The 21,137-nt window shown below is 47.0% G+C and carries 12 protein-coding genes; 7 read left to right on the forward strand and 5 right to left on the reverse strand.

The genetic code is table 11. The features are described 5' to 3' along the window. Nucleotides 1-108: 108 nt before the first annotated feature. A complete protein-coding gene (locus tag ACIFSR_RS08760; protein ID WP_430056742.1) occupies nt 109-1,731 on the reverse strand; it encodes a response regulator transcription factor in 1,623 nt (540 codons plus the stop codon). Continuing rightward, on the reverse strand, nt 1,728-3,584 hold the full coding sequence (locus ACIFSR_RS08765; protein ID WP_339205473.1) for a sensor histidine kinase: 1,857 nt from the start codon (nt 3,582-3,584) through the stop codon (nt 1,728-1,730). The genes ACIFSR_RS08760 and ACIFSR_RS08765 overlap by 4 nt, the downstream gene beginning before the upstream one ends. Nucleotides 3,585-3,771: 187 nt before the next feature. Here ACIFSR_RS08765 and ACIFSR_RS08770 point away from each other — a divergent pair, with 187 nt between their 5' ends. The 3 genes from ACIFSR_RS08770 to ACIFSR_RS08780 all read left to right on the forward strand — a co-directional run bounded on the left by ACIFSR_RS08770 (nt 3,772) and on the right by ACIFSR_RS08780 (nt 6,958). Continuing rightward, nucleotides 3,772-4,659: a carbohydrate ABC transporter permease gene (locus ACIFSR_RS08770; RefSeq protein ID WP_430057079.1), complete on the forward strand. Its 888-nt coding sequence runs from the start codon at nt 3,772-3,774 to the stop codon at nt 4,657-4,659. Further along, the gene (locus ACIFSR_RS08775) at nt 4,659-5,492 is read left to right on the forward strand and encodes a carbohydrate ABC transporter permease (RefSeq protein WP_076266327.1); all 834 of its coding nucleotides are present in this window, start codon (nt 4,659-4,661) and stop codon (nt 5,490-5,492) included. Before ACIFSR_RS08770 ends, ACIFSR_RS08775 begins: the two co-directional genes overlap by 1 nt. A 146-nt stretch (nt 5,493-5,638) precedes the next feature. Beyond that, complete coding sequence (locus ACIFSR_RS08780) at nt 5,639-6,958, forward strand: ABC transporter substrate-binding protein (RefSeq protein WP_430056746.1); 1,320 nt, start codon at nt 5,639-5,641, stop codon at nt 6,956-6,958. A gap of 122 nt (nt 6,959-7,080) precedes the next feature. On the opposite strand, the gene ACIFSR_RS08785 is transcribed toward ACIFSR_RS08780, so the two are convergent. Both ACIFSR_RS08785 and ACIFSR_RS08790 read right to left on the reverse strand, forming a co-directional pair. Then, entirely contained in the window at nt 7,081-8,361 is a 1,281-nt protein-coding gene (locus ACIFSR_RS08785; protein ID WP_430056749.1) for a glycoside hydrolase family 125 protein, read from the reverse strand. Between the two features lie 179 nt (nt 8,362-8,540). Beyond that, complete coding sequence (locus ACIFSR_RS08790; protein WP_430057081.1) at nt 8,541-11,333, reverse strand: alpha-mannosidase; 2,793 nt, start codon at nt 11,331-11,333, stop codon at nt 8,541-8,543. Nucleotides 11,334-11,747: 414 nt separating this feature from the next. Between ACIFSR_RS08790 and ACIFSR_RS08795 the strand changes: the two genes are divergently transcribed. The 3 genes from ACIFSR_RS08795 to ACIFSR_RS08805 all read left to right on the forward strand — a co-directional run bounded on the left by ACIFSR_RS08795 (nt 11,748) and on the right by ACIFSR_RS08805 (nt 15,297). Continuing rightward, complete coding sequence (locus ACIFSR_RS08795) at nt 11,748-12,632, forward strand: ABC transporter permease (protein ID WP_372238957.1); 885 nt, start codon at nt 11,748-11,750, stop codon at nt 12,630-12,632. Nucleotides 12,633-12,651: 19 nt separating this feature from the next. After that, the gene (locus ACIFSR_RS08800) at nt 12,652-13,563 is read left to right on the forward strand and encodes a carbohydrate ABC transporter permease (RefSeq protein WP_076266323.1); all 912 of its coding nucleotides are present in this window, start codon (nt 12,652-12,654) and stop codon (nt 13,561-13,563) included. Nucleotides 13,564-13,683: 120 nt separating this feature from the next. Beyond that, nucleotides 13,684-15,297 carry an extracellular solute-binding protein gene (locus ACIFSR_RS08805; RefSeq protein WP_430056752.1) on the forward strand — a complete coding sequence of 538 codons (1,614 nt, stop codon included), beginning with the start codon at nt 13,684-13,686 and terminating at the stop codon, nt 15,295-15,297. Nucleotides 15,298-15,382: 85 nt separating this feature from the next. Here ACIFSR_RS08805 and ACIFSR_RS08810 read toward each other — a convergent pair whose 3' ends face one another. Then, complete coding sequence (locus ACIFSR_RS08810; protein ID WP_430056755.1) at nt 15,383-17,716, reverse strand: helix-turn-helix domain-containing protein; 2,334 nt, start codon at nt 17,714-17,716, stop codon at nt 15,383-15,385. A 133-nt stretch (nt 17,717-17,849) separates the two neighbouring features. Here ACIFSR_RS08810 and ACIFSR_RS08815 point away from each other — a divergent pair, with 133 nt between their 5' ends. Further along, nucleotides 17,850-20,972: a beta-galactosidase gene (locus tag ACIFSR_RS08815; protein WP_430056757.1), complete on the forward strand. Its 3,123-nt coding sequence runs from the start codon at nt 17,850-17,852 to the stop codon at nt 20,970-20,972. Nucleotides 20,973-21,137 lie beyond the last annotated feature (165 nt).

A 21,137-nucleotide genomic window follows, 5' to 3' on the forward strand; every position in this document is an offset into this window, starting at 1 on the left:
CTGAGTTTTGCTCGGTTGGTTAACGCCAATTGAACGAAGCTCAGCTTTTTTTTGCCTTTGAATCAATTTATGGAGCTGACTTAACCCTTATGCGAAAGTAGGTTTCCGCTAACTATCCCCGCTGTAATGGTGTTTCCTATAGTCGTTGGGAGAGCAGTTTGTACGTTTCTTGAAGACACGGCTAAAATATTTCTCATCCTGAAAGCCTACCAGCTCTGCAACCTGAGCGATCTTTAACTGCCCGTTCGCTAAAAGCTCCTTTGCCCGCTTGATCCTTACCTCCGCAATAAAATCGGATAAATTGCCATTCGTCTCCTGCTTGAATTTGCGCGAAATGTATTCTCTGCTTAAATAAAAGCGATCGGATATATCCTGCAGCGTGATCTCCTCGTGAGGATGCTGTTCAATATAGGCAGCGATGTCCTCAATGACACTGCGTTCCTTGTCATGTTCAGCCAAACGCAAGGAAACATCACACGTTTCTATAAAAACGCCCTGTTTCCACTGCTCGTAATCAAAAAAACCATTGGCATCCAAGGATAAGAGTGCCTGATCCTCAATTAAATCTGATTTGTTTCCAGTTTTGTTTTTGTCGCTTTTGTATTCCCATATAGACTTGGCGAATTCGAATTGCTGACGCCAGTTCATTAGCTGCTCTTGCGAGATGAATCCTGCTTGATCAAGTGAATCGAACCAAGGCTTTAAAGCGCGGCGGATTTGTTCTTTGTTACCGCTTTGCACAGCAAATTTAATTTTTTCTTCGTGCTCGCTAAAGAGCAGAAGCGTGTTTTTGTGCTGATGAACAGCTGCTTCAAAAGTATGGCAATACGAATCGTTAACGAGCAAATTCCGGCGCAAAAGCGCATGCTTCGCTTGTTGATAAGCGGTGGCTGCTGATGAAGGAAAGGCTGCAGCATGCCCGAGTCCAAAATGAAACCGCGTCTTCAATATCACAAATATCGCATCGTTCATTTCTTTGATTAGCGCAGGCGCCAGCTCTCCATCTCCCCAAAACAGCAGCAATAGCTCCTGTTCCTGTCCGCGGTGGCGAAGCGCGAAGCCGATTTCTTTTTCCTTTAGAAATTCATTGCAAATATTCGTCAAGGAGAACAGCAGCAAATCGAGTCCTGAGGCAAATTTTTCTCTAATGAACGGAGAAGCAAGCTCTAGCTTGACCAGCGCTACACGTGCACGAGATATAGGTTTCGTAATCCCTAATTCCAGTCTGAGCGTATCAGCAAAATTAGAGTAGGAGCCGGGTTCATTGATCATTGCTGAAAAATATTGCTCCAAGTACATCGGTTTAAGCTGATTAAGCTCGATATTCATCCTCGTCTTGCGGCATCGCTCCTGCTCCTCCGCGGTATAGCAGCTCACTGCTTTCGCTAATGCACTAACGAGCTGCTCAGCATCAATGGGCTTCAAAATATAATCAATTCCGCCGTATTTGACCGCATGGCGAACGAGGCTAAAGTCGTCATGGCCGCTAATGACGATGATTTTGCTGGAGGGCGCATGCTCAGCCGCCCATTGTAGCAGCTCCGAGCCATTCATATTAGGCATCATCATATCGGTGAAAATAATTTCTGGCCGTTCCGTGCGAATTAAAGCAGTAGCGGCGATACCATCTTGTGCCTCAAGCAGTGTATCGATGCCGTAATCATCCCAAGGGACGAGCAGTCGTATCGCTTCCCTCACATGCTTCTCATCGTCAATGATTAATGCCTTCATCGTTCATTCTCCTTTGCGAGCGGAATATGAATCGTAACGGAAAAGCCATGCGGCTTCACGTGACGCAGCTCCATAGCAGCCGTTTTGTTAAAATGCAGGCGCAGACGCGAAAGCACGTTAGGCAGGCCAATGCCGCCCTCTTCTTGATCATTCGTTTGCCCGGTGCCGATTGGAGGCATTTTCTCCAGTTGAAGCCGCACCTCTTGAAGCCGATCTTCGGACACGCCGCAGCCATTATCTTGAACCGTAATCGAAAGCCATCCCCCTTGTTTATCCAAAACGCTGGTAATCAGAAGCTCCGAAGGCTCCTCCGATGATTGCACAAACCCATGCTTAAAAAAGTTTTCGAGCAGCGGCTGCAGAATCATTTTTGGAACGAGTATTTGCCTTGTCTGCTCATCAATTAGCAGCTGCACATGGAGAGCTGTGTCAAAACGCTGTTTCTGCAGATCAAGATAGGCCTGAACATAATCGAGCTCCCGGCGCAGCTCTACGACCGAATCCATGGCGTTCATGTGATAGCGCATCATTTTTCCAAGAGACGTAATGAGTGAGTACGCTTTGGTGTCGCCGTGCTGCAGTGAAACGGTACCGATCGATTGCAGCGCATTATAGAGAAAGTGTGGATTTACCTGAGCTTGCAGCGCTTTCAGCTCATTGGTTTTATTGGCAATCTCAAGCCGATATTCGGTCAAAATGAGATTGTTGATGGTCTGCATCATTGAGCGGAACCGCCTTGCGAGCAGGCCGATTTCATCATTGCTGTGTATGTCGATCGATACATTCAAATTGCCCGTCTCAATCTTGTTCACGTAACCGATTAAGCGAAGCAGTGGCTTCGTAAACCGAATTGAAATGAACAAAGTGGCTAATACGACAATGGCTAGAAAAGCGATTCCGACTGCCGTGTTAATACGGGCAATCCGATCGGCAGCGCTGAAGAGATGCTTGTAGGGCGTCTGTTTAATTAAATACCAGTCCATGTAAGGCGTCTTAATTCGATCATAAAAAATCATGCCCTTGAACGATTCCTCTTTCCAGTCAAAATGGCCGCTGTCTTGCCCGGAGCCCAAAATCGTCCCCAGCCAGCTCTGTTTAGCAGACGTACCGATTTCGTTTTTATCTGAAGAAAGCACGATTTGACCATTCGAATCCGCAATATAGAAGCTTTCCTCGCCGCCGTCATAGAGCTGGCGATTTAAATCCTCTAATACATTCAATCTTACATCGATAGACAATTCAGCAAGCAGCTCATCACTTGGGGCGAGGAAGATCGGACGATGGAGCGTAAATACCATTTCCTCGCTTGCCGAAGATTTGAGATCAACGAGTCCGTAATTATGGCTCATATGCGTAGGCTCTATATAAGCTTTCTTAAAGGTTTGTGGAATGGGGACATTGTTTCGCCCAACCTTAATGTCGTCATTCCATAGTAGATACGTTGCGTTTTGGTTGACCGCATAAAGCCTTACTTTATGAAACTCACTGACGCTTTGATACATGTTGTACAAATGATCCTTCAGCAGGTTGCGATTGCGAATGACGTCGGTAATATCGTTCGGGAATACCTCATCCTCCATGCTGTGCTCCAAAATATAGTACAAGGAGCGCGGAACGTTCATTGCGTTGTAGACAGCGAGCGACTTCTGATTGATGTTGTTCATGTAGTTCATAATGTTGGTTTTCCCGAGCGACAGCAGTCGATTGTTGCGAGCAATCGCATCCTCTGTAATCGATTTGGTTGTCGCATTATAAGAGATAATCATCGAGGTTGCAATCGGCAAAATCGTAGCTGCGAGCAGCAAAAGCATGAGCTTTTTGCGAATCGTGTTAAATGGCTTAATCGTATTCATGATCACAATCGCCCGCTTTCTGTCTAAGTCACTCTTGCATAAACACAGTAACCGATCCTGCTGCGGATGGTCAATATAGTCCACCTACCTTATCATCATCCTCTGTGGTTTGATGGGGGACTCGGTTTTATACTGTGAATATCAACAGATACATTGACACATAGGGAAGAGAAAGGGGACGAGAATGATGTCCAAAAAAATCAAGTGGAACGAATGGATACAGCAAACGGTATTTGTTGGACCGGGACTCATTGCCTTTATATTGATTGTGCTTGCGCCATTCGTGATGGGTTTTTACTACACCTTTACGGAGTGGAACGGGATGGACCTCGGCAACGCCAAATGGGTAGGAATGAAAAATATAGTTAAGATTTTCTCGGACGATGAGCGTTTTTGGAATGCATTCTGGTTTACGACTAAGTTTACGGCTGCCGCGGTTATCGTCACCAATCTGCTGGCATTTCTGTTATCTCTGCTGCTTACGCGAAACCTGAAGAGCCGTAACATTTTGCGAACCGTATTTTTTTTGCCTAACGTAATCGGGGGACTGCTGCTCGGCTACATTTGGTATTTTATATTCGTAAGGGGCTTTCGTGCTATCGGCGAAGCGATGGGCTTCGGATTCTTTAACCTTCAGTGGCTAGGTACTCCGAATACTGCCTTCTGGGGCATCGTTATCGTATTCGTATGGCAGACGGCAGGGTATATGATGATTATTTATATCGCAGCTATGATCAGTGTGCCGAAGGATTTAATCGAGGCCGCCAAAATAGACGGGGCAGGAGCTTGGCAAATGCTGCGTTCAGTCACCGTGCCGCTTATTATGCCAGCCATTACGATCTGCTTGTTCCTTACGACATCAAACTCATTCAAAATGTTCGATTTGAACCTGTCGCTCACCGCTGGCGGTCCTGGCAATGCAACGGAGTCGATCGCGCTAAACGTTTACCGCGAGGGGCTGGTTAACAACCGTTATGGACTTGGAACAGCGAAAGCGATGATATTCTTCTTCGGCGTAGCTTTAATTACAGTCACGCAGGTATGGTTCACGAAGAAGAAGGAGGTGGAGGCGTAATGGAAAACAAACAGCGCTATACACCTCTCATTTTATTGCTCGAAATTATAGGTATCGCGGCTGCGCTCATTTTCTTGGCACCGTTCTACTTTTTGATCATCAACTCGTTCAAGGAGCTCAAATTTATTTTGCTCAACGCCGCTTCGCTGCCGGAGAAGCTGGGGCTGGACAACTTCAAGCGCGCATGGGTTGCTATCGATTTTCCGACGGTGTTTCTGAATTCGTTTATGGTGACCTCGATTAGCGTCCTTATGCTTGTCATCGTCAGCTCCATGATGGCTTACCGCTTGGTTAGGCGTCCGACGACCTTTAATAAAATATTGCTGACGGTGCTTATTGCTGCCATGATCATTCCGTTCCAATCGGTTATGCTGCCGCTGATGCGCATTACGTCGATGTTCGAATTGCGCGGACATTTGTATGGTATCGTTATATGCTATATGGGCTTCGGCATTTCCTTATCGATGTTTCTGTATCATGGGTTCATTAAATCTGTTCCGCTAGAGGTAGAGGAAGCGGCAGTTGTGGATGGCTGCTCACCTTATGGCGTGTTCTGGCGTATCGTGTTTCCGCTGCTGAAGCCGATCACGGTAACGGTCATTATTTTGAACGTGCTGTGGATTTGGAATGATTATTTGCTGCCAGTGCTCGTTATAAATGATAAGCTGACTACGATTCCGCTCGCCGTGCAAAAGTTTTTTGGCCAATATTTGCGCAAGTGGGATCTCGCAATGGCTGCACTCACGCTGAGTACGATTCCGATTATTTTGTTTTTTTTATTTTTGCAAAAGCACATTATTGAAGGAATTACAGCCGGTTCAGTTAAAGGTTAACGATAAAAAGTTTTATTATGGAAGTTATCAACATTTTACACCTAGAAGTACAATATATTCGGTGTTGTGCCACGTTGTTGCACAATTATAATGACGATGTAAGCGATACAAAAACGAAATGATATATAAAATTTGCGGGAGGTCATATGATGAAAAAAGTTTCCTTACTTATGCTAGCTGCTATTATGCTCATCGTTCTGGCAAGCGGCTGTGGAAGCAACAACGGTAACAGCGGGAAAGCAACAAATGCACCAAAAGAAACTGAAAAAAATAGTGGAACAGAAGCGACGGCAGCGCCGAAGAAGGACGTTACCATTAAAGTGTTTCAATTCAAGGTAGAGATAGCTGATGCACTTGCCAAAATGGCTGCTGAATACGAGAAGGAAACCGGCGTAAAAGTGGAAATTGAGACACACGGCGGCGGGGAAGACTACAGCGCATTGCTGAAAGCAGAGCTGGCAGCCGGCGAGGAGCCGGAAATTTTCAACTCAAGCGGCTGGGCAGGCTTCGATCCTTACGTGGACCGTGCGACGGACTTGACTGGCGAGGCTTGGGCGAAGGATTTGGTTGAAGCATCGAAAGCGCAAATTACGCGTGACGGCAAGCTGCTTGGCATGCCGATGAACCTTGAAGCTTATGGCTTCACCTACAATAAGGATCTATTTGCAAAAGCAGGCATCACCGACCTGCCGCAAACGCTGGAGGATCTAGAAGCAGCAGCCAAAAAGCTGAAGGATGCTGGCATCATTCCATTCGCGCTTACTTCGGAGTGGTGGTCGATGGGCATTCATACGCTAAATATCGCATTCGCTAACCAAGCTGATCCTGCGGCATTTATCGAAGATGTGAAAGCAGACAAAGTGAAGCTGAAAGATGATCCGATCATGAAGCAGTGGATTCGCCTAGTGGACATTATGTTTGCGAATGGTCAAGACAATGCGCTGACAACGGATTACAATACGCAGGTAGCGGAGTTCGCAGCAGGCAAATATGCAATGATTCAGCACGGCAACTGGATTCAAGGCATGATTGATGAAATTGATCCAGCGCTTAACCTTGGCATGATGGCTGTCCCTCTTCAAGGCAAGCCTAACGTATTTACCGGCGTACCGAACAACTGGATCGTCAACAGCAAATCCGACCAAGTGGAAGAAGCGAAAGCCTTCTTGAACTGGATGGTTACTTCGGAAACAGGAAAAAAATTCATTTCAACCGATTTCAAATTTGTACCGGCATTGTCCTCCATCGAGCCGAACCCAGAAGCGGTAGGCAAAATCGGCGGCGACTTCGCGACCTTCGCGAATGCTAATCCTGAGCAAGTGAAAAGCTGGAACTGGGATCGTTTCCCTGACGGCATTACACAGCAATGGGGTGCAGCAATGCAAGAATATCTCGGCAAGCAAATTACTAGCGATCAATTGCTTGAAAAATTCGATAAAGCGGTACAGGATATCGTGAAAAAATAATATTTTGAGCAATCAGAAGATCATGATGCTCCCGTATCTTCTATAATAAAAGAGGCAGCTCCTTAGGTTATTGACCTAAGGGGCTGCCTCTTATTCGTGAGAGAGCTTACCCGTACACGAGATTATACGATTTCTCTATCCATCGCCTCGCAAATCAACATGGCGAACAGGCTGTTGGACCAAGCGAACCATTCTCGCGAGAATACGGACGGATCGTCCGGATGGAAGCCTTCGTGCATAAAGCCCGTATCAGCATCCGTATTCACGAGCATATCGATCAGCTCTTTTATTTCTTCATTATTATCGGCAGTCAACGCTTGCATCGACAAAGCCATATGCCATACATGTCCGGCAGGCGTATGAGGGCTGCCTATGCCTTTGGCAAATTTGCCTTCAAAGTAAAACGGATTTTCATGGCTCAGCGCAAACCTGCGTGTGTTCTGATAAATGGGATCGTCCACAGGCGCATAGCCGAAATAAGGAATAGACAGCAGTCCAGGTGTACCCGCGTCATCCATAAGACAGTAGTTTCCATACCCATCCGTTTCATAAGCATAAATTTTGCCGAATACCGGATGATTGACGATGCCGTACGCTCTGATGCCGAAGTCGATCTCCTGCCGCAGCTTCTCTGCTCTTGCAGCCAATTCTTTGTCGCCATACACTTGATCCGCAATATCCCGAATATAGCCCAAAATAACGACGGCAAACATGTTGGAAGGAATGTTGTATCCGAACAGGCAAGCATCATCGCTTGGACGGAAGCCCGACCAAGACATGCCTGTATAGTTGACCGGAAGTCCTAACCCGTCATTTTGCAGCGTTTCGGTTTCTTTAAAGCCTGGACGCACGAAGCGGTAAGGGGACTTCTCTTCATGCCGCTGCTCTGTTTTGATTACATGGACAATCGAGTTTAAGGCTTGATAGCAGGCATCGTCGAAAATATCGCTTTTGCCCGTTTCCTGCCAGTACATATAGGCGAGCTGAGTAGGGAAGCACAAGGAATCCAGCTCATATTTACGCTCCCACATCCAAGCTGTCATATCGGATTGATCGCCGGCATTATAATGTTTGCCGCTTGCCGTCTCATTAAATGCGTTCGTATAGGGATCTATATTAATGTAGAACATTTGACGGCGAATTACGCCGCTAATAATACGCTGCAGTTCAGCATCCTCCTTGGCATAAGGGATGTAATGACGAACCTGCTCCGTAGAATCCCGCAGCCACATCGCCGGAATATCTCCTGTAATGACAAAGGTTGTGCCATCGTCCATCAGCTTGATCGTTGTCTCCAGCGTATTTGGAAAACAATTTTTGAACAGCTTTTGCAGCTTGGGACGATGCGCAAGGCGCTGGTCCGCCTCAGCCAATACGTTAATAATAGAATCTGGTAATTTCATAAGGTTAGCCTCCTGATTTGGGCGTGTCTGAAAACCCGTTCAGTGGCACCTTTCACCGCCTTTTCGCCCCCTGCTGCGTTCCGTTTGCTTGACGTACCCCCGGTACGCCTTCACAAACGCGCCTTGCATGGAACGAAAATTCGGCAAAATTTGCTGTCCTCAGAGTTCTCAGACACGCCCTAGTTCAATTGTAATGAGTAGGTTATAATTTTTGCTTTTCCAATGGTTTGGCGCACAGAGCTGTTCTGAATACTCGCGGCCTCTTGGCGGCGTTCCAAAATATCGCTTTGATAAATATGATCTACGCCAAAATTAGCTTCAAACGCCAGCTCCTGCGGCTCGCCCGCAAGGTTGTACCAACGAATAATGACATCGCCGCTTTGCTGCGATACTTTAAAGGTGGACAAAGCGAACCCTTTGCCTTCCCACTTCAGTGGCTCATAGGTTGCCGGGAGCGAGCCTTGTTGATTTCTGGTTTGCAGGTGGAACCAAGGCGCTTGGAATTGGTAAGCTTCCACAAATGCCTCCGAAGAAATAGCATCGCCGGCGTGCGGGAATAGGGAGAACTCTACGGTATGCTCGCCAAGGCACTGCGCCTCTGGTGTCGGGAATACTCCCCAATCTCCCAGCTCAGAAACAGAACGGAGAAGCGTAACCGCTATGGTATTCGATCCATCACGAAGCACTTCGTATTCGTTAAGACCTTTATTAGCGACACTTAAGCCGTGTTCGCCGTCGGACACACTAACAAATGCATGTTGATGCTGGGCATTGCTTGGATTTATCCACTCCTCCGCTGGCGTCGTATCACGGGAAGCGACCTCGAAGATCGAGTCGGCCAAATGCTTGTCCGACTTCAGCCCAGTAGGGAACAATACGCGAAGGCGATGATCCTTGGCCTGATTATTGAAGGATGCCTCCAGCTGCAGCCCTTTGCCGGACTGCTCTAGGCTAACGCGAGTGACGATGCGCATCGGCACCATATGCTCGACTCGTTGGGCCTGCCGATCGCGGAAACGTACCATTTTTCGTTTTTCAGTGGTGAATGTATCATCAGCTCTGGCTGGAATTGCCCATTCATGGACAATCTCGTACGTGACTCGATAAGCTTCATTCTCAACAAGGGTTATCGTTGCCGGAATACCCTTGGTCGTAAGAGGCTGTTCGCCCTCAGGCTGCCGGAATACATATTCATTGCCAATGTCGCCGCAATCCTCGTAAATGCCAAGTCCTTGGAATGTCTTTCCGGTTGCTTTATCCGTTAAATGATAAGAGCCGTCTGCTTCAAAGCTTACAGCAATATATTGATTTTCCATGCCGCTTGGGCTGGCGATTAGTGATCTGTTAGGCGCTAAAGCCGGGGCTGCAGCGGATTCATGCCAAGCATATGTTTTGAAGCCAAGTGCCGGAACCCGGCTTGCTTCAAACGTTAACTTTATTTTGCGAGCCATATAAGGCTGGCGGAATTTATCCTTCGGCAGCTCATAACCGAAATGAACGCCTAAATCCTCCACTTTGGCAGCAATCGCACAACCCTCGTCATCCAGCAGAGCCCCATTCTCCAAATGAAACGGGAGCTTCTCAAGCCGTTCAGCAATGGCAGCAGGGTTAGGCCCTTCCTTGAAATAAGCTTTGGCAACGATGAGTTCCGCGCTTACTGTGCCGCTGCGCTCCCAACCCGTCATGTTAAAAATAGTAACCGGCACGCTGGATTCTCCCCATGCTTTAACCCCGCTTGTATCGATCTGTCCCGCAATTGCACTTAGGCTCTCCGCTATAATGGATTCGGCCGTATGGCGGCTCTTATCGAATCGCGTCACCATTTCTTGATGCACTTCGTCTACGCTGCAGCCGCAAATACTGTCATGAGGATGATTTTGCATAAGCGTCTTCCAAGCATAGGTTAATAACTGATGCGGATAGCTTTGGCCGCCGACAAGATGTGCAAGTGCAGCTAAAGGCTCAGCGCCTTTCTCCAGTAAGGTTTGTCCCCGCTGATTGAGCTGCTTCAAATAAACCCGAGCGGAAGCCGTATTGACGAGCGTGCTCCATCCGTCTGTGTGCTGGCTGCGAAGCTCCCCCTCAACTGTCGTCAAATGGGAAGGCAGCTGTCCCTTTAATGCTTCGATATATTGCTCAAAGCTGGAATGAACAAAGTTGACGTCCGGGAAAAGCTCGCTTGCCGTGCGAATGCCCTCGGATAAGTTGGTTTGAACAGGTTGATGATCACAGCCGTTCATGAATAGAAGATTTGGCGTAGAAGCGTATTTACTGGCATCGCCAAGCCGTTTGATCCAATAGGCTTTCGCTTCTTCTGGATCTGTCGGCACTTCCATCCCGTTGTTGTACCAGTTGGCAAATAGCAGTCCCAGCACGGACGAACCGTCCGGAGAGGTCCAGTGCATTTCTGAATATGGAGATTCATAGCTGGAGCCGGTCGTTTCGCCGACCATATTATCGAAGCCGGTCGGCTTAACGCCCCGTCCAAACACAGCGGTATCAATATCTGCTTGCTTCAGCATTTGTGGAGCCTGCCCCATATTGCCGAAGGAATCGGGGAAATATCCAAGCTTTGAAATAACGCCATAATAAGCAGCGTCTTGATGCCCAATTAACAAGTTGCGGACATTCGCCTCGGAGCTTGTCAGAAATTCATCCTGCAGCACATACCATGGACCGATAATAATTCGGCCTTCTCGAATGTATTTCTCGAGCACTTCTCTTTTCTCAGGATGAATCTGCAGATAGTCTTCAATAATGATCGTCTGTCCGTCCAGATGAAAGCTGCGGAAGCTGTCATCCTCTTCCAAGATGCGAAGCAAATCGTTCATTAGCTCTGCAAGCAGCGTATGGTGGTATTCGTAAGGCATGTACCATTCGCGGTCCCAGTGTGTGTGTGAAATAAGATGGGCGGTTTTGTTTGTCACGGTCAAAAGCCTCCTGAATTGGATTGGAATTGTATGCGTGTTCATAAGGGTTAATTGATAACGGCTGTTCAGAAGCAGGCATTCGTAAGAAAGGTTCACACATTTATCCGCAAAGCACAATATGTATCACTTGCACCCCATTTTCGGACAGCATATCTAACACATTAAGAGCGTTCTGATGAGCAAAAATAGGACAACTGTCATTGCGAAAAGCCTGTAAAACCCTATGGTTACGGCGTTTTCGAATGACAATGCAGATCATACATATTTACCGTTGATGGTGAAAATGACTACAATTTGGAATGTAAGCGCTAGTCAATTACAATGCCGGTTGCCGGTAGAGTGAAGCTGCGAATAACAACATAGAGAGAGGAGGATTCGAGAGAGATGGAAGGAAACGAATTGCAAGCTGTTCCATTAAACAAGAAGACAAGCGGAAACAAGTCGCTCGCAAAAAAGATGCTGCAAAACTGGGAGCTCTACTTATTTATGACTCCTGTCATGCTGTACTTTCTTATCTTCCATTATGGTCCGATGTACGGTATCCAGATTGCTTTCAAGAACTTCATTCCGACAAAAGGCATTATGGGAAGTCCGTGGGTAGGCTTCGAGCATTTTGAGAGATTTTTTAACTCCTATTATTTTTGGGACTTATTGTGGAATACGTTCAGCATTAGCTTATATGAACTGGCCATCGGTTTTCCGCTGCCCATTATTCTAGCGTTAGCATTTAACGAAATTAAGAACGGCTACTTTAAGAAAACCGTGCAAACGGTTACTTATGCACCGCATTTTATTTCTGTCGTTGTTATGGCCGGGATGATTATCACTTTCTTGTCGCCGTCATCGGGAATGCTTGTGAGGCTAATCGAGCTGGTTGGCTTGGAGCCGGCTGCTTATCTTACGGATCCAAAATGGTTTAAGACGGTGTACGTCTTATCAGGCGTGTGGCAAAGCGCAGGGTGGGGGACAATTATTTATCTTGCAGCATTGTCTGGCGTAGACCCTCAGCTTCATGAGGCAGCTATCGTCGATGGCGCAAGCCGTTTCAAACGAGTGCTGCACATCAACTTGCCGACGATTGTACCGACCATCACTATTTTATTGATTTTGAACATGGGCAATATTTTGGGCGTTGGCTTCGAGAAAATTTTGCTGCTGCAAAATCCATTAAATATGGGGTCATCGGATGTCATTTCTACATTTGTTTACCGAACCGGGCTAGTAGATGCACAGTATAGCTTCTCTACAGCCGTGGGCTTGTTCAATTCAGTCGTGAATGCGCTTTTGCTTATCATGGTCAACAAAATTGCGAAACGCACAAGCGAAACCAGTCTTTGGTAGGAAGGAGGAGCAGAAACGTATGGTTACAGCAGTAAAAGAATCAAAGGGCGATAAGCTGTTTCTCATTTTGAACTATATTTATTTGCTACTAGCGTTAATCGTTGTGTTGTACCCGGTGCTCTATATGGTCAGCGCTTCGATAAGTGATCCGAAATACGTCAATTCAGGCGAAATGTGGCTGTTTCCGAAGGGGATTACGTGGGAAGGGTACAAGCTGGTATTCGATAACGCGAAGGTTTGGAACGGATATCTCAATACGATCATTTACACGGTCGTGGGTACGCTGCTCAATCTAGTCGTTACCCTGCCTGCTGCCTATGCGCTGAGCAGAACCGATTTCATCGGGCGCAAGCTGTTCATGGGCATCATTCTAGTTACGATGTTCTTCAGCGGTGGCCTTGTGCCAAGCTACTTGTTAATTAAAAACCTAGGCCTCATTAACAGCATGGGTGCGCTTATTTTGCCAGTCGCTGCTTCAGTATGGAATATCATCGTGGCGAGAACCTTTTTCCAGTCTACGATTCCGAAGGAGCTGCAAGAGGCTGCACATATGGATGGCTGTACGAACTTGAAGCTATTTGTCCGTATTATTTTACCGCTATCCTCACCGATTATTGCGGTTATGGCTCTCTTCTATGGAGTAGGTCATTGGAATAGTTATTTCTCTGCATTGATTTATTTGAATGACGAGGCGAAATATCCGCTTCAAATGATTTTGCGTCAAATTCTTGTGCTGCAGGAAATGACAGCAGAGACTACAGGTGCCGCGGTTAGCGGTGAAGTAGCAATGGCGATGAATTCCAAGGCAGATGCGGCTTCTTTGGTCAAATATGCAGTCATTATTGTATCGACGCTTCCGATCATTGCCGTTTATCCGTTTTTGCAGCGTTACTTCGTACAAGGCGTCATGATTGGCTCTGTAAAGGGTTAGTTGCCTTGTTCGGAGCTTTTCCGAAGGACTTTGTGAGATAATGGACGAAGGAAATCATTCCTTCGCTTATTATATAGCATCATTTAAATAATATAGAAGAAAAAAAGGGAGGATTTAAAAATGTACAAATCAAGAAAAGCAGCGTCCTTGCTGCTTGCAGGTGTGATGACGGTTACATTGCTTGCAGGCTGCGGCTCGAACGGCGACAAGGAAAAAGGAAATACGATTGGAGCGGGAGCAGGAGCAGCTGCAAACGTGAATAAGGAAGGTTTTCCAATCGTTAATGAGAAGCTTACCTTGACGCTAATGGCGCCGGACATCGGTATTCAGAACTGGAATGACATGCCGGTAATGGACGAAATGGAGAAATTGACGGGCATTAAATTTGAGTATTTGAATGCGCCTAGAGACAGCTTTGATACGAAAAAAAATCTAGTTTTTGCAAGCGGCGATTATCCTAATGTATTGTTTGGCGCTAAGCTAACTCAGGCTGAGGAGCTTAATTATGGTGGACAAGGCATTCTTATTCCACTAGAAGACCTTATTGACGAATATGCACCGAATGTGAAGAAGCTGCTTGAGGCTTACCCGGATATTCGTAAATCCATCACAGCACCGGACGGGCATATCTACTCATTGCCAAGATTTGATTTAAACCAGCCATGGTACCGCAATCCGCTTTGGTATAACGGCGACTTTCTGAAAGCGCTTGATATTAAGAAAATTCCTGAAACAACGGAGGAATTGTACACTTATTTGAAGCGGGTCAAAGAAGAGGATCCGAACGGCAATGGCCAAAAAGATGAAATTCCACTCGCTTCCTCCTCGAAGATGAGAGATTTGCGGACGTGGATTCTAGGAGCGTTTGGCGCATATGAGGAAGAAATTTATGTAGATGACAAGGATGTTGTTCACTATACGCCTATGGAAGAGCCTTACAAGGCGTACCTGGAATACATGAATCGTCTTTGGAGTGAGGAACTGCTCGATCATGAGTCCTTCTCTCAAACGGATGATCAGAAGAAAGCAAAAGCTAAAAACAATCAAGTCGGATTGTTCTCGGAGTGGCATGCATACTTTACACTCGGCGGCGAGCCAGACACAGAAGACGTGCTGTTCAGCCCTGTGAAGAGCGATATGGTAGCAGCTCCTGCAATTGCAAAAAATAGAGGTTATTCAACAGGCGCCTTCGCCATTACGAGCAGCAACAAAGCGCCGGAAGCATCGATGCGTTGGGTCGATTATTTGTACTCCTATGATGGAGCAATGCTGTTTGACAAAGGACCTGAAGGTACGCTCTGGAAATACACAGACAAAGCTTCAATGACGAAGGAATGGCTGCCTGTTCCAGGCGGCGGCGATCGTGAGGAATACCGCTCAACACTTACGCCTAACTATGGTATTGCTGCGCCTATGGTGATTAGTGATGACCTTACAAAGGGCTTGAAAACAGAGTTCGATGAGTGGGTAACCAAGGAAAATAAGGAAAAGCTGTTGGATCGCGGTGCAAGAGTTCCATTTCCAGCTTTGTTCTTAACTGCAGAAGAGTCGGCTGAGGTTACAAAGCTTCGCTCTGACCTAAGCACGTATGTTATGCAAATGGAAGCTAAGTTTATTACAGGTCAAGATTCGATTAGCGGTTGGGATAAATACGTTGGTACGATCAAGAAAATGGGTGGAGAACGGATGGCGGAGATTTATCAGACGGCATACGACCGCTGGAAAACGAGCTAACATCCAAGTAAATAAGCCAACTCTTGCACCGGGAACGGTGCTTAAGAGTTGGCTTTGATTATGAGCATGATGACAATGATGGGATTTACTCCACATGGTGGACTTCGGGAGCATTAAGCTTACGGTATTGCCCAGGGGTAAGGCCTGTTTCTTTCTTAAATTTACGAATAAAGTTCGGTGTATCCAAGTATCCGACTTGCTCAATAATGTCTTTAAGTGGAGCATCGGTGCTCAGCAGCAGGCGCATGACCTCATCCATACGGCAGCGCGAAATATATTGTGAAAAGTTGAGGCCAGTTTTTTCTTTAAAGCTGCGGCTCAAATAGGAAGTGGAGATCGCGTATTTCAAGGCGATATGCTCCAGGCTGAGCGTGTAATCCGCATATTGCTGATCCACGTACGCTACGATATCGTCCATTAAAGAATGCTGCTCGGTCTCGGTATTTCGTTCCACCTGGTCGCAAATTTGTTCGGCAAGCCTGTTCAGCTTTTGTTCGGTTTCTTCGAGTGTATCGAAGGTTGCCAAGGCGGAAATATGCTGAATAACGCTGTGCATGCCCATTTCAGAGGCTGCCCGCAGTAAGGCATTCAGCAGGTCATAGCAAAAGCAGCGCAGTAAGGATACCGATAATGATTCGTTTTTCATATCAAGGATGATGCTGCTAATCATTTGTCTGGCTACGATTGCGTTTCCTTGCTTTAAGCTTTGCTCAAGCTTGAGCAGCGATTTCTTGGAGATCCAGAAGGTCTCTGTATCAGGCGAGCTGAGCTCTGCCAAGTGTTCAAAGTAAGTGACATGGCCATTGCCGCCTGCCAATCGGAATTCCAGCGCGGTAGCCGCTTCGATAAAGGATTGATTAAGCTCTGCCAAATTCTCGTATGGCGTACCAACTCCTAGCGATGGCAGCAGCTGCGAGTTTTCCATAATCATGAGCTTTATGGACTCAACGATTTGTTCAACCTGCTCCTGCAAAGGTACGGACTCTGCTGGTACAAGGCTAACCATGAACGCAAATTGCTCTGCTGGGGAGAACTCGATCCCATAAACTCGCGAATGGAGATCCGGCAGCTCCAATTCATGGAGCATTTCCTGCATCTGCTGGCGTTCCTGACGGGAATTTTCGCCCGTATTGGAAGCATTCCAAGCCAAAATAACAGAGAAATAATACCCTTGCCCCTGCGGAAGCTCAAGCCCTGCATCCAAGACTAGCTGCTCGATCTCTGGGTCGTCAGGCTTGCCATGCTTGAGTAGAAGCAGTAAGCACTGATTGCGAACATAAGGCACCTGAATATCTATTCGAGCATTATAATCATGAATGGTCTGCTTGATCCAATCCCATTCGTTGCTGATTTTTGCTGAATCTAATGCAGTGCTTTTGCTCTTTTGTTTGGCGAACTCCATTAAATCTTTAATGGGATGGTATTGACGCTTGGCCAATAACATAGCTGCGGCAATGCCCGTCAGTACGACGATACTGAATACAAGCAGAATTAGAGTCTGAATGTGAACGACACGGCTGAAAAATTGATGGCTCGGCATTGCGGCGACGTAAGTCCATCCATTCTCTTGGGATAGCACAGCAACAACAGACTGCTTCTCGCCGTTCAGTGTCAGGCTGTGAATGCCTGGCTGCAAAGCAGAGAGGATAGCTAAGTCACCCTGCGGCATGCTTGCTCCATGATTATTGGCCGTCAGCATTTTGCCGTCCTGATCAAAGATATAGCTGCTGCCGGAAAAGTTGTTGAGGATGGAATCCATGACTCCGGTCAGCTTGGACTCTTCCATCAAATAGACAACGGTTCCATAAGGAAAAGGATCATTTGGCATAATCGGAACGAGCAGAGTAAGCATAGATTCCTTGCGATAGTTAACGTTGACCTGCTCAGCAGGACGCATAATCGGACCTTTGGCTTCATTTAGGTCATGAAGTAAACCCTCTTTACTCACTTGATTAAACTGATAGGTTTGGCTGAATAAAACATCTACATTGGTAAGGCCGCGAGATGAGTAAATAGTAGAATCATCATGGAAATATAGGAATAAATCTTCCAAAATGCTGCTGTTGGCTTTGTAGGTAGAAAGTTGACGAATAGCTTCCCAGCCGAAATAGGGATCACGAACCATATAAGGCGTTAATTGCTCGTCGTAGGCTATTTTGCTGGCGATTTCCTGAAGCTCTCTCATCCGGTCATCAATCGTCATTTTTACTTGATTCAATTGATTTACATTGGACTGTTCTATCTCTGAGCGAAGACCAGTGACTGCGTTTTCATAAACGAATATGGTAACTCCGGTCAAAGGGATTAGGAAGATAAGTATGTACGACAAGGCGTATTTCAGAAGTAAGCTTGATTTCAAATGATTCCAATTTATTTTGGCTCGTGACAACGAAGTTGACTTATTTGTGAGCTTTGACACGACTGTGTTCGCCTCCAGTACGTAATTGTAATCCATGTTCAATCATGATGCTTAGTCTTCCATTATGCAATAAATAGCGGATCATGGAAAGTAAAGATCCATAAACAATAGAGAAATGATAGGAGCGAGAACCATGAAAGCAGTACTATTTTATGACCCTACTTTTCCGTTAGAAGGCTGTGCGCCAGATACAGAGGCACTTCAAAAGCTGAATAGTCTGTTTAAAGTAACCGATGCGGAAGGATTGTCAGCAGCTCTTAAAGAAGACGGGGTAGACTGCCTCGTTCATTTGCACGGATCGTATTTTCCAAAAGCATCATGGCCGGAAATACTCGCTTTTGTAAAGCGGGGCGGTGGATTGATTCATGCAGGCGGAGCCCCTTTTAAACAGCCGGTGAGCCGGGATGGCGAGCAGTGGGACGTCGAGCAGGAGATGACAGCGTACCATCAGGAACTATTTATTCATGAGGCACTTGCTGTCGATCATACGCGGTCAACTGCATTGTGCCACAATCAGGAGCTGCCTTTGCTGCAGGGCAAGGAGCATTTGTTCACGATTGAACCTACGTTTGGCCTTATTTTGCATGTGACGCATGAGCGGGATCAGCTGAATCAGGCTACGGGCTCGCAGGGACCGATGAATGCACACATTCGCCCGCTTCTGAAGGGAATGTCTGCAGGCGGCCGGGAGGTATCGGCTCCTGTCGTTCTGATCGAGCATAACAAGGGCGATTTTGCAGGCGGACGCTGGTTGTTTGTGAATCAACAGCTGACTGACCGTTTCTGGTCGGGCGCAGGTGCGGATGCTCTTGCAGAATGGGCGGCATTTTGTGCGAGGGGTGTGACTGAGCTTTGGATTAAGCCGAGCTACGCGGTTTATTATGAAGCAGAGAGACCGCATCTGACGCTTCAAGCACAGCAGATTAAAGCGGCATACGGCTATAAGCAAAGCGGCAAGCAAGAGAACTGGTCGATGGCTATTTCTATTTATAAGCAAGGAGAGGCTAAGGCGGTATGGGAGCATCGGTTGAGCGTGAGCGTTGGAAGCGAAATCGAGTATATGAGTTTTAGTGTACCGTTCTCTATTGAGCCTGGTTTGTATGAGATCGTATGTGAAGCCGAAGCTGAAAGCGGAGAAAAAAGAGTACTGCGGCAGGGCTTCTGGGGGTATGACCGCGATTTGCTGGAGAGAGGTACGCCGCTTGCAGTTGGTCGGGATTATTTTGAGAAAAATGGCGAGCCCTTCCCTATTGTAGGAATGACGTATATGACCTCGGATGTTGGCCGGAAATTCGTGTCTATGCCAAATGCTGCGATCTGGGATCAAGATATGGCGACGATGAAGGAAGCGGGCATCAACCTGATTCGTACCGGTTTATGGACGGCGTGGCGGCATCTTATGTTCGAGGATGGACATGCATCGGAAGAGCTGCTCAGAGCTGTAGATGCTTTTATTTTGACAGCGGCTAAACATGAGATTGAAATGACCTTCAGCTTCTTCGCCTTTGCTCCCGAAGCTTGGGAAGGCAAAAACCCGTATCTCGATCCGAGAAGCGTACAAGCACAAAAACGGTTTATTGCAGCGATCGTATCCAGGCATAAACACACTTCTAATGTACAGTGGGATTTGATCAATGAGCCTTCATTATTTGATCATATGCGCATTTTCTCAGGGCCTCGCTCCATGCATGATCCTTTTGAAAAAGCAGCCTATGTGAATTGGCTAAAGCAGCGGCACGCATCGATTGGCAAGCTGCAGGCGCGGTGGAATATGACGAGCACGGAGCTGCCGGACTTTGAAGCGGTCACCTTGCCGGAGCAAACGGACATCGCGTTTGATATTCAAGACGTGAAGAAGCTGAAGAAAAATACGCGCTGGCTGGACTATACACGGTTTTCGATGGATATGCATAACCGCTGGGCCTTGGAGCTTACGGCAACGATTCATGCCATTTCCCCGCGTCAGCTCGTGACAGTTGGCCAAGACGAGGCGCTTGGCATGGGGCCGCGTCCTTCTCCGCTAATTTATGCGGAAAGCGTAGATTACACAACCGTACACACTTGGTGGCTGAATGACAGGCTGCTATGGGACAGTGTATATGGCAAAGATCCTAGCAAGCCGACCTTGATTCAAGAAACGGGCATTATGTATGTGGAAATGCCGGATAACCGGGCGAAGCGTTCAGAGGAAGAGCTGAGGAACATCTTGGAGCGCAAATATGCATATGCTTTTGCCGCAGGCGGCGCAGGTGCGGTGCAGTGGCTGTGGAATACAAACTATTTCATGGACAATGTTTGCGAGTCGAATATCGGTGCACTGCGGGCTGACGGGACACAAAAGCCGGAAGCGGATGTATCCTATGATTTCGGCAAATTTATTGGGCGGATTTCGAGATTGTTTGAGGAACGCCAGCTAGAGGAGATTGCGGTAGTGTTTCCTTACTCCAATGATTTCTCCAGCCGCCGTTTTGCTTGCGAAGCGACAGGAAACTTAACTCGTGTGCTGGGCTACGAAATGAAGCTTCCGCATCGCGGCATTGGAGAGTTTCACTTGGAAACCTTGCAGCGCGACAAGCCAAAGCTCATTATCGTTCCGAGCGCGCACAATTTCAGCGATGCTGCGCTGACGGAGCTGCTTGCGCATGTTGAAGCGCATGGAGGCACACTGCTTTTCACAGGACCAATTGGGCTGGACGAATATTGGAAGCCAACTTCACGGGCGGAATCGATTGTGGGACCGTATCGTTTAAGCAATATATCGCGGGAGGAAACGCTGCAAATTGGCGAGCGTACCTTCAAAGCTTCTTTCGCAGGCAAGAAAATTGGCGAGCTGAACAAAGAAATTGCTTTGGACAGCAGCGGAAGCTATTCGGATCGCATTTCAACCGTTCGTACCGTAGCCCACGGATTAGGCAAAGTGATGTGGTGTCCGCTGCCGCTGGAGCTTAACGAGCGTACGGATACACTTATTGCGCTTTATGAGGCTGCGCTGCATGAGGCTGAGGACTTGAAGCCAGGCATCGTATGGGAAGCAGGCGGAGACCACCCGGGGATCTTTGGCAGCAAGCTGCAATTTAAGCAAGGAAGCCTGTATACTTTTATCTCGGAAGCGGGTATGGATTGTCCTGTTACTGTGCGTGATGCAAAAATCAACAAGAGCTACAGCTTCGTGCTGGAGAGTGAACGCTCGGTTCTATTTGCGACGGATTTGGAAGGCAATGTGCTGGCGTCCTATCGCGATATTATCGTTGAGTGATGTAGCAAGATTATTAGCTTAGACAACTGCAAAGTTTATCGAGAGGCTGCTTCAAAGGTAGGTAAATCTACTTTTGGAACAGCCTCTGTTTCTTTTTAAGTGGTTGTTTTCAAAAAAACAGCTTCACTAATTTTAACTGAACGAGGTTAAACAAACATAAGCCTA

The organism is Paenibacillus sp. NRS-1760 (genome assembly GCF_050467785.1).
GTDB lineage: Bacteria > Bacillota > Bacilli > Paenibacillales > Paenibacillaceae > Pristimantibacillus.

Coding starts and splice junctions, on each gene's coding strand:
- ACIFSR_RS08760 (WP_430056742.1), bottom strand. CDS start 1,731: ATGAAGGCATTAATCATTGACGATGAGAAGCATGTGAGGGAAGCGATA.
- ACIFSR_RS08765 (WP_339205473.1), bottom strand. CDS start 3,584: ATGAATACGATTAAGCCATTTAACACGATTCGCAAAAAGCTCATGCTT.
- ACIFSR_RS08770 (WP_430057079.1), top strand. CDS start 3,772: ATGTCCAAAAAAATCAAGTGGAACGAATGGATACAGCAAACGGTATTT.
- ACIFSR_RS08775 (WP_076266327.1), top strand. CDS start 4,659: ATGGAAAACAAACAGCGCTATACACCTCTCATTTTATTGCTCGAAATT.
- ACIFSR_RS08780 (WP_430056746.1), top strand. CDS start 5,639: ATGATGAAAAAAGTTTCCTTACTTATGCTAGCTGCTATTATGCTCATC.
- ACIFSR_RS08785 (WP_430056749.1), bottom strand. CDS start 8,361: ATGAAATTACCAGATTCTATTATTAACGTATTGGCTGAGGCGGACCAG.
- ACIFSR_RS08790 (WP_430057081.1), bottom strand. CDS start 11,333: ATGAACACGCATACAATTCCAATCCAATTCAGGAGGCTTTTGACCGTG.
- ACIFSR_RS08795 (WP_372238957.1), top strand. CDS start 11,748: ATGCTGCAAAACTGGGAGCTCTACTTATTTATGACTCCTGTCATGCTG.
- ACIFSR_RS08800 (WP_076266323.1), top strand. CDS start 12,652: ATGGTTACAGCAGTAAAAGAATCAAAGGGCGATAAGCTGTTTCTCATT.
- ACIFSR_RS08805 (WP_430056752.1), top strand. CDS start 13,684: ATGTACAAATCAAGAAAAGCAGCGTCCTTGCTGCTTGCAGGTGTGATG.
- ACIFSR_RS08815 (WP_430056757.1), top strand. CDS start 17,850: ATGAAAGCAGTACTATTTTATGACCCTACTTTTCCGTTAGAAGGCTGT.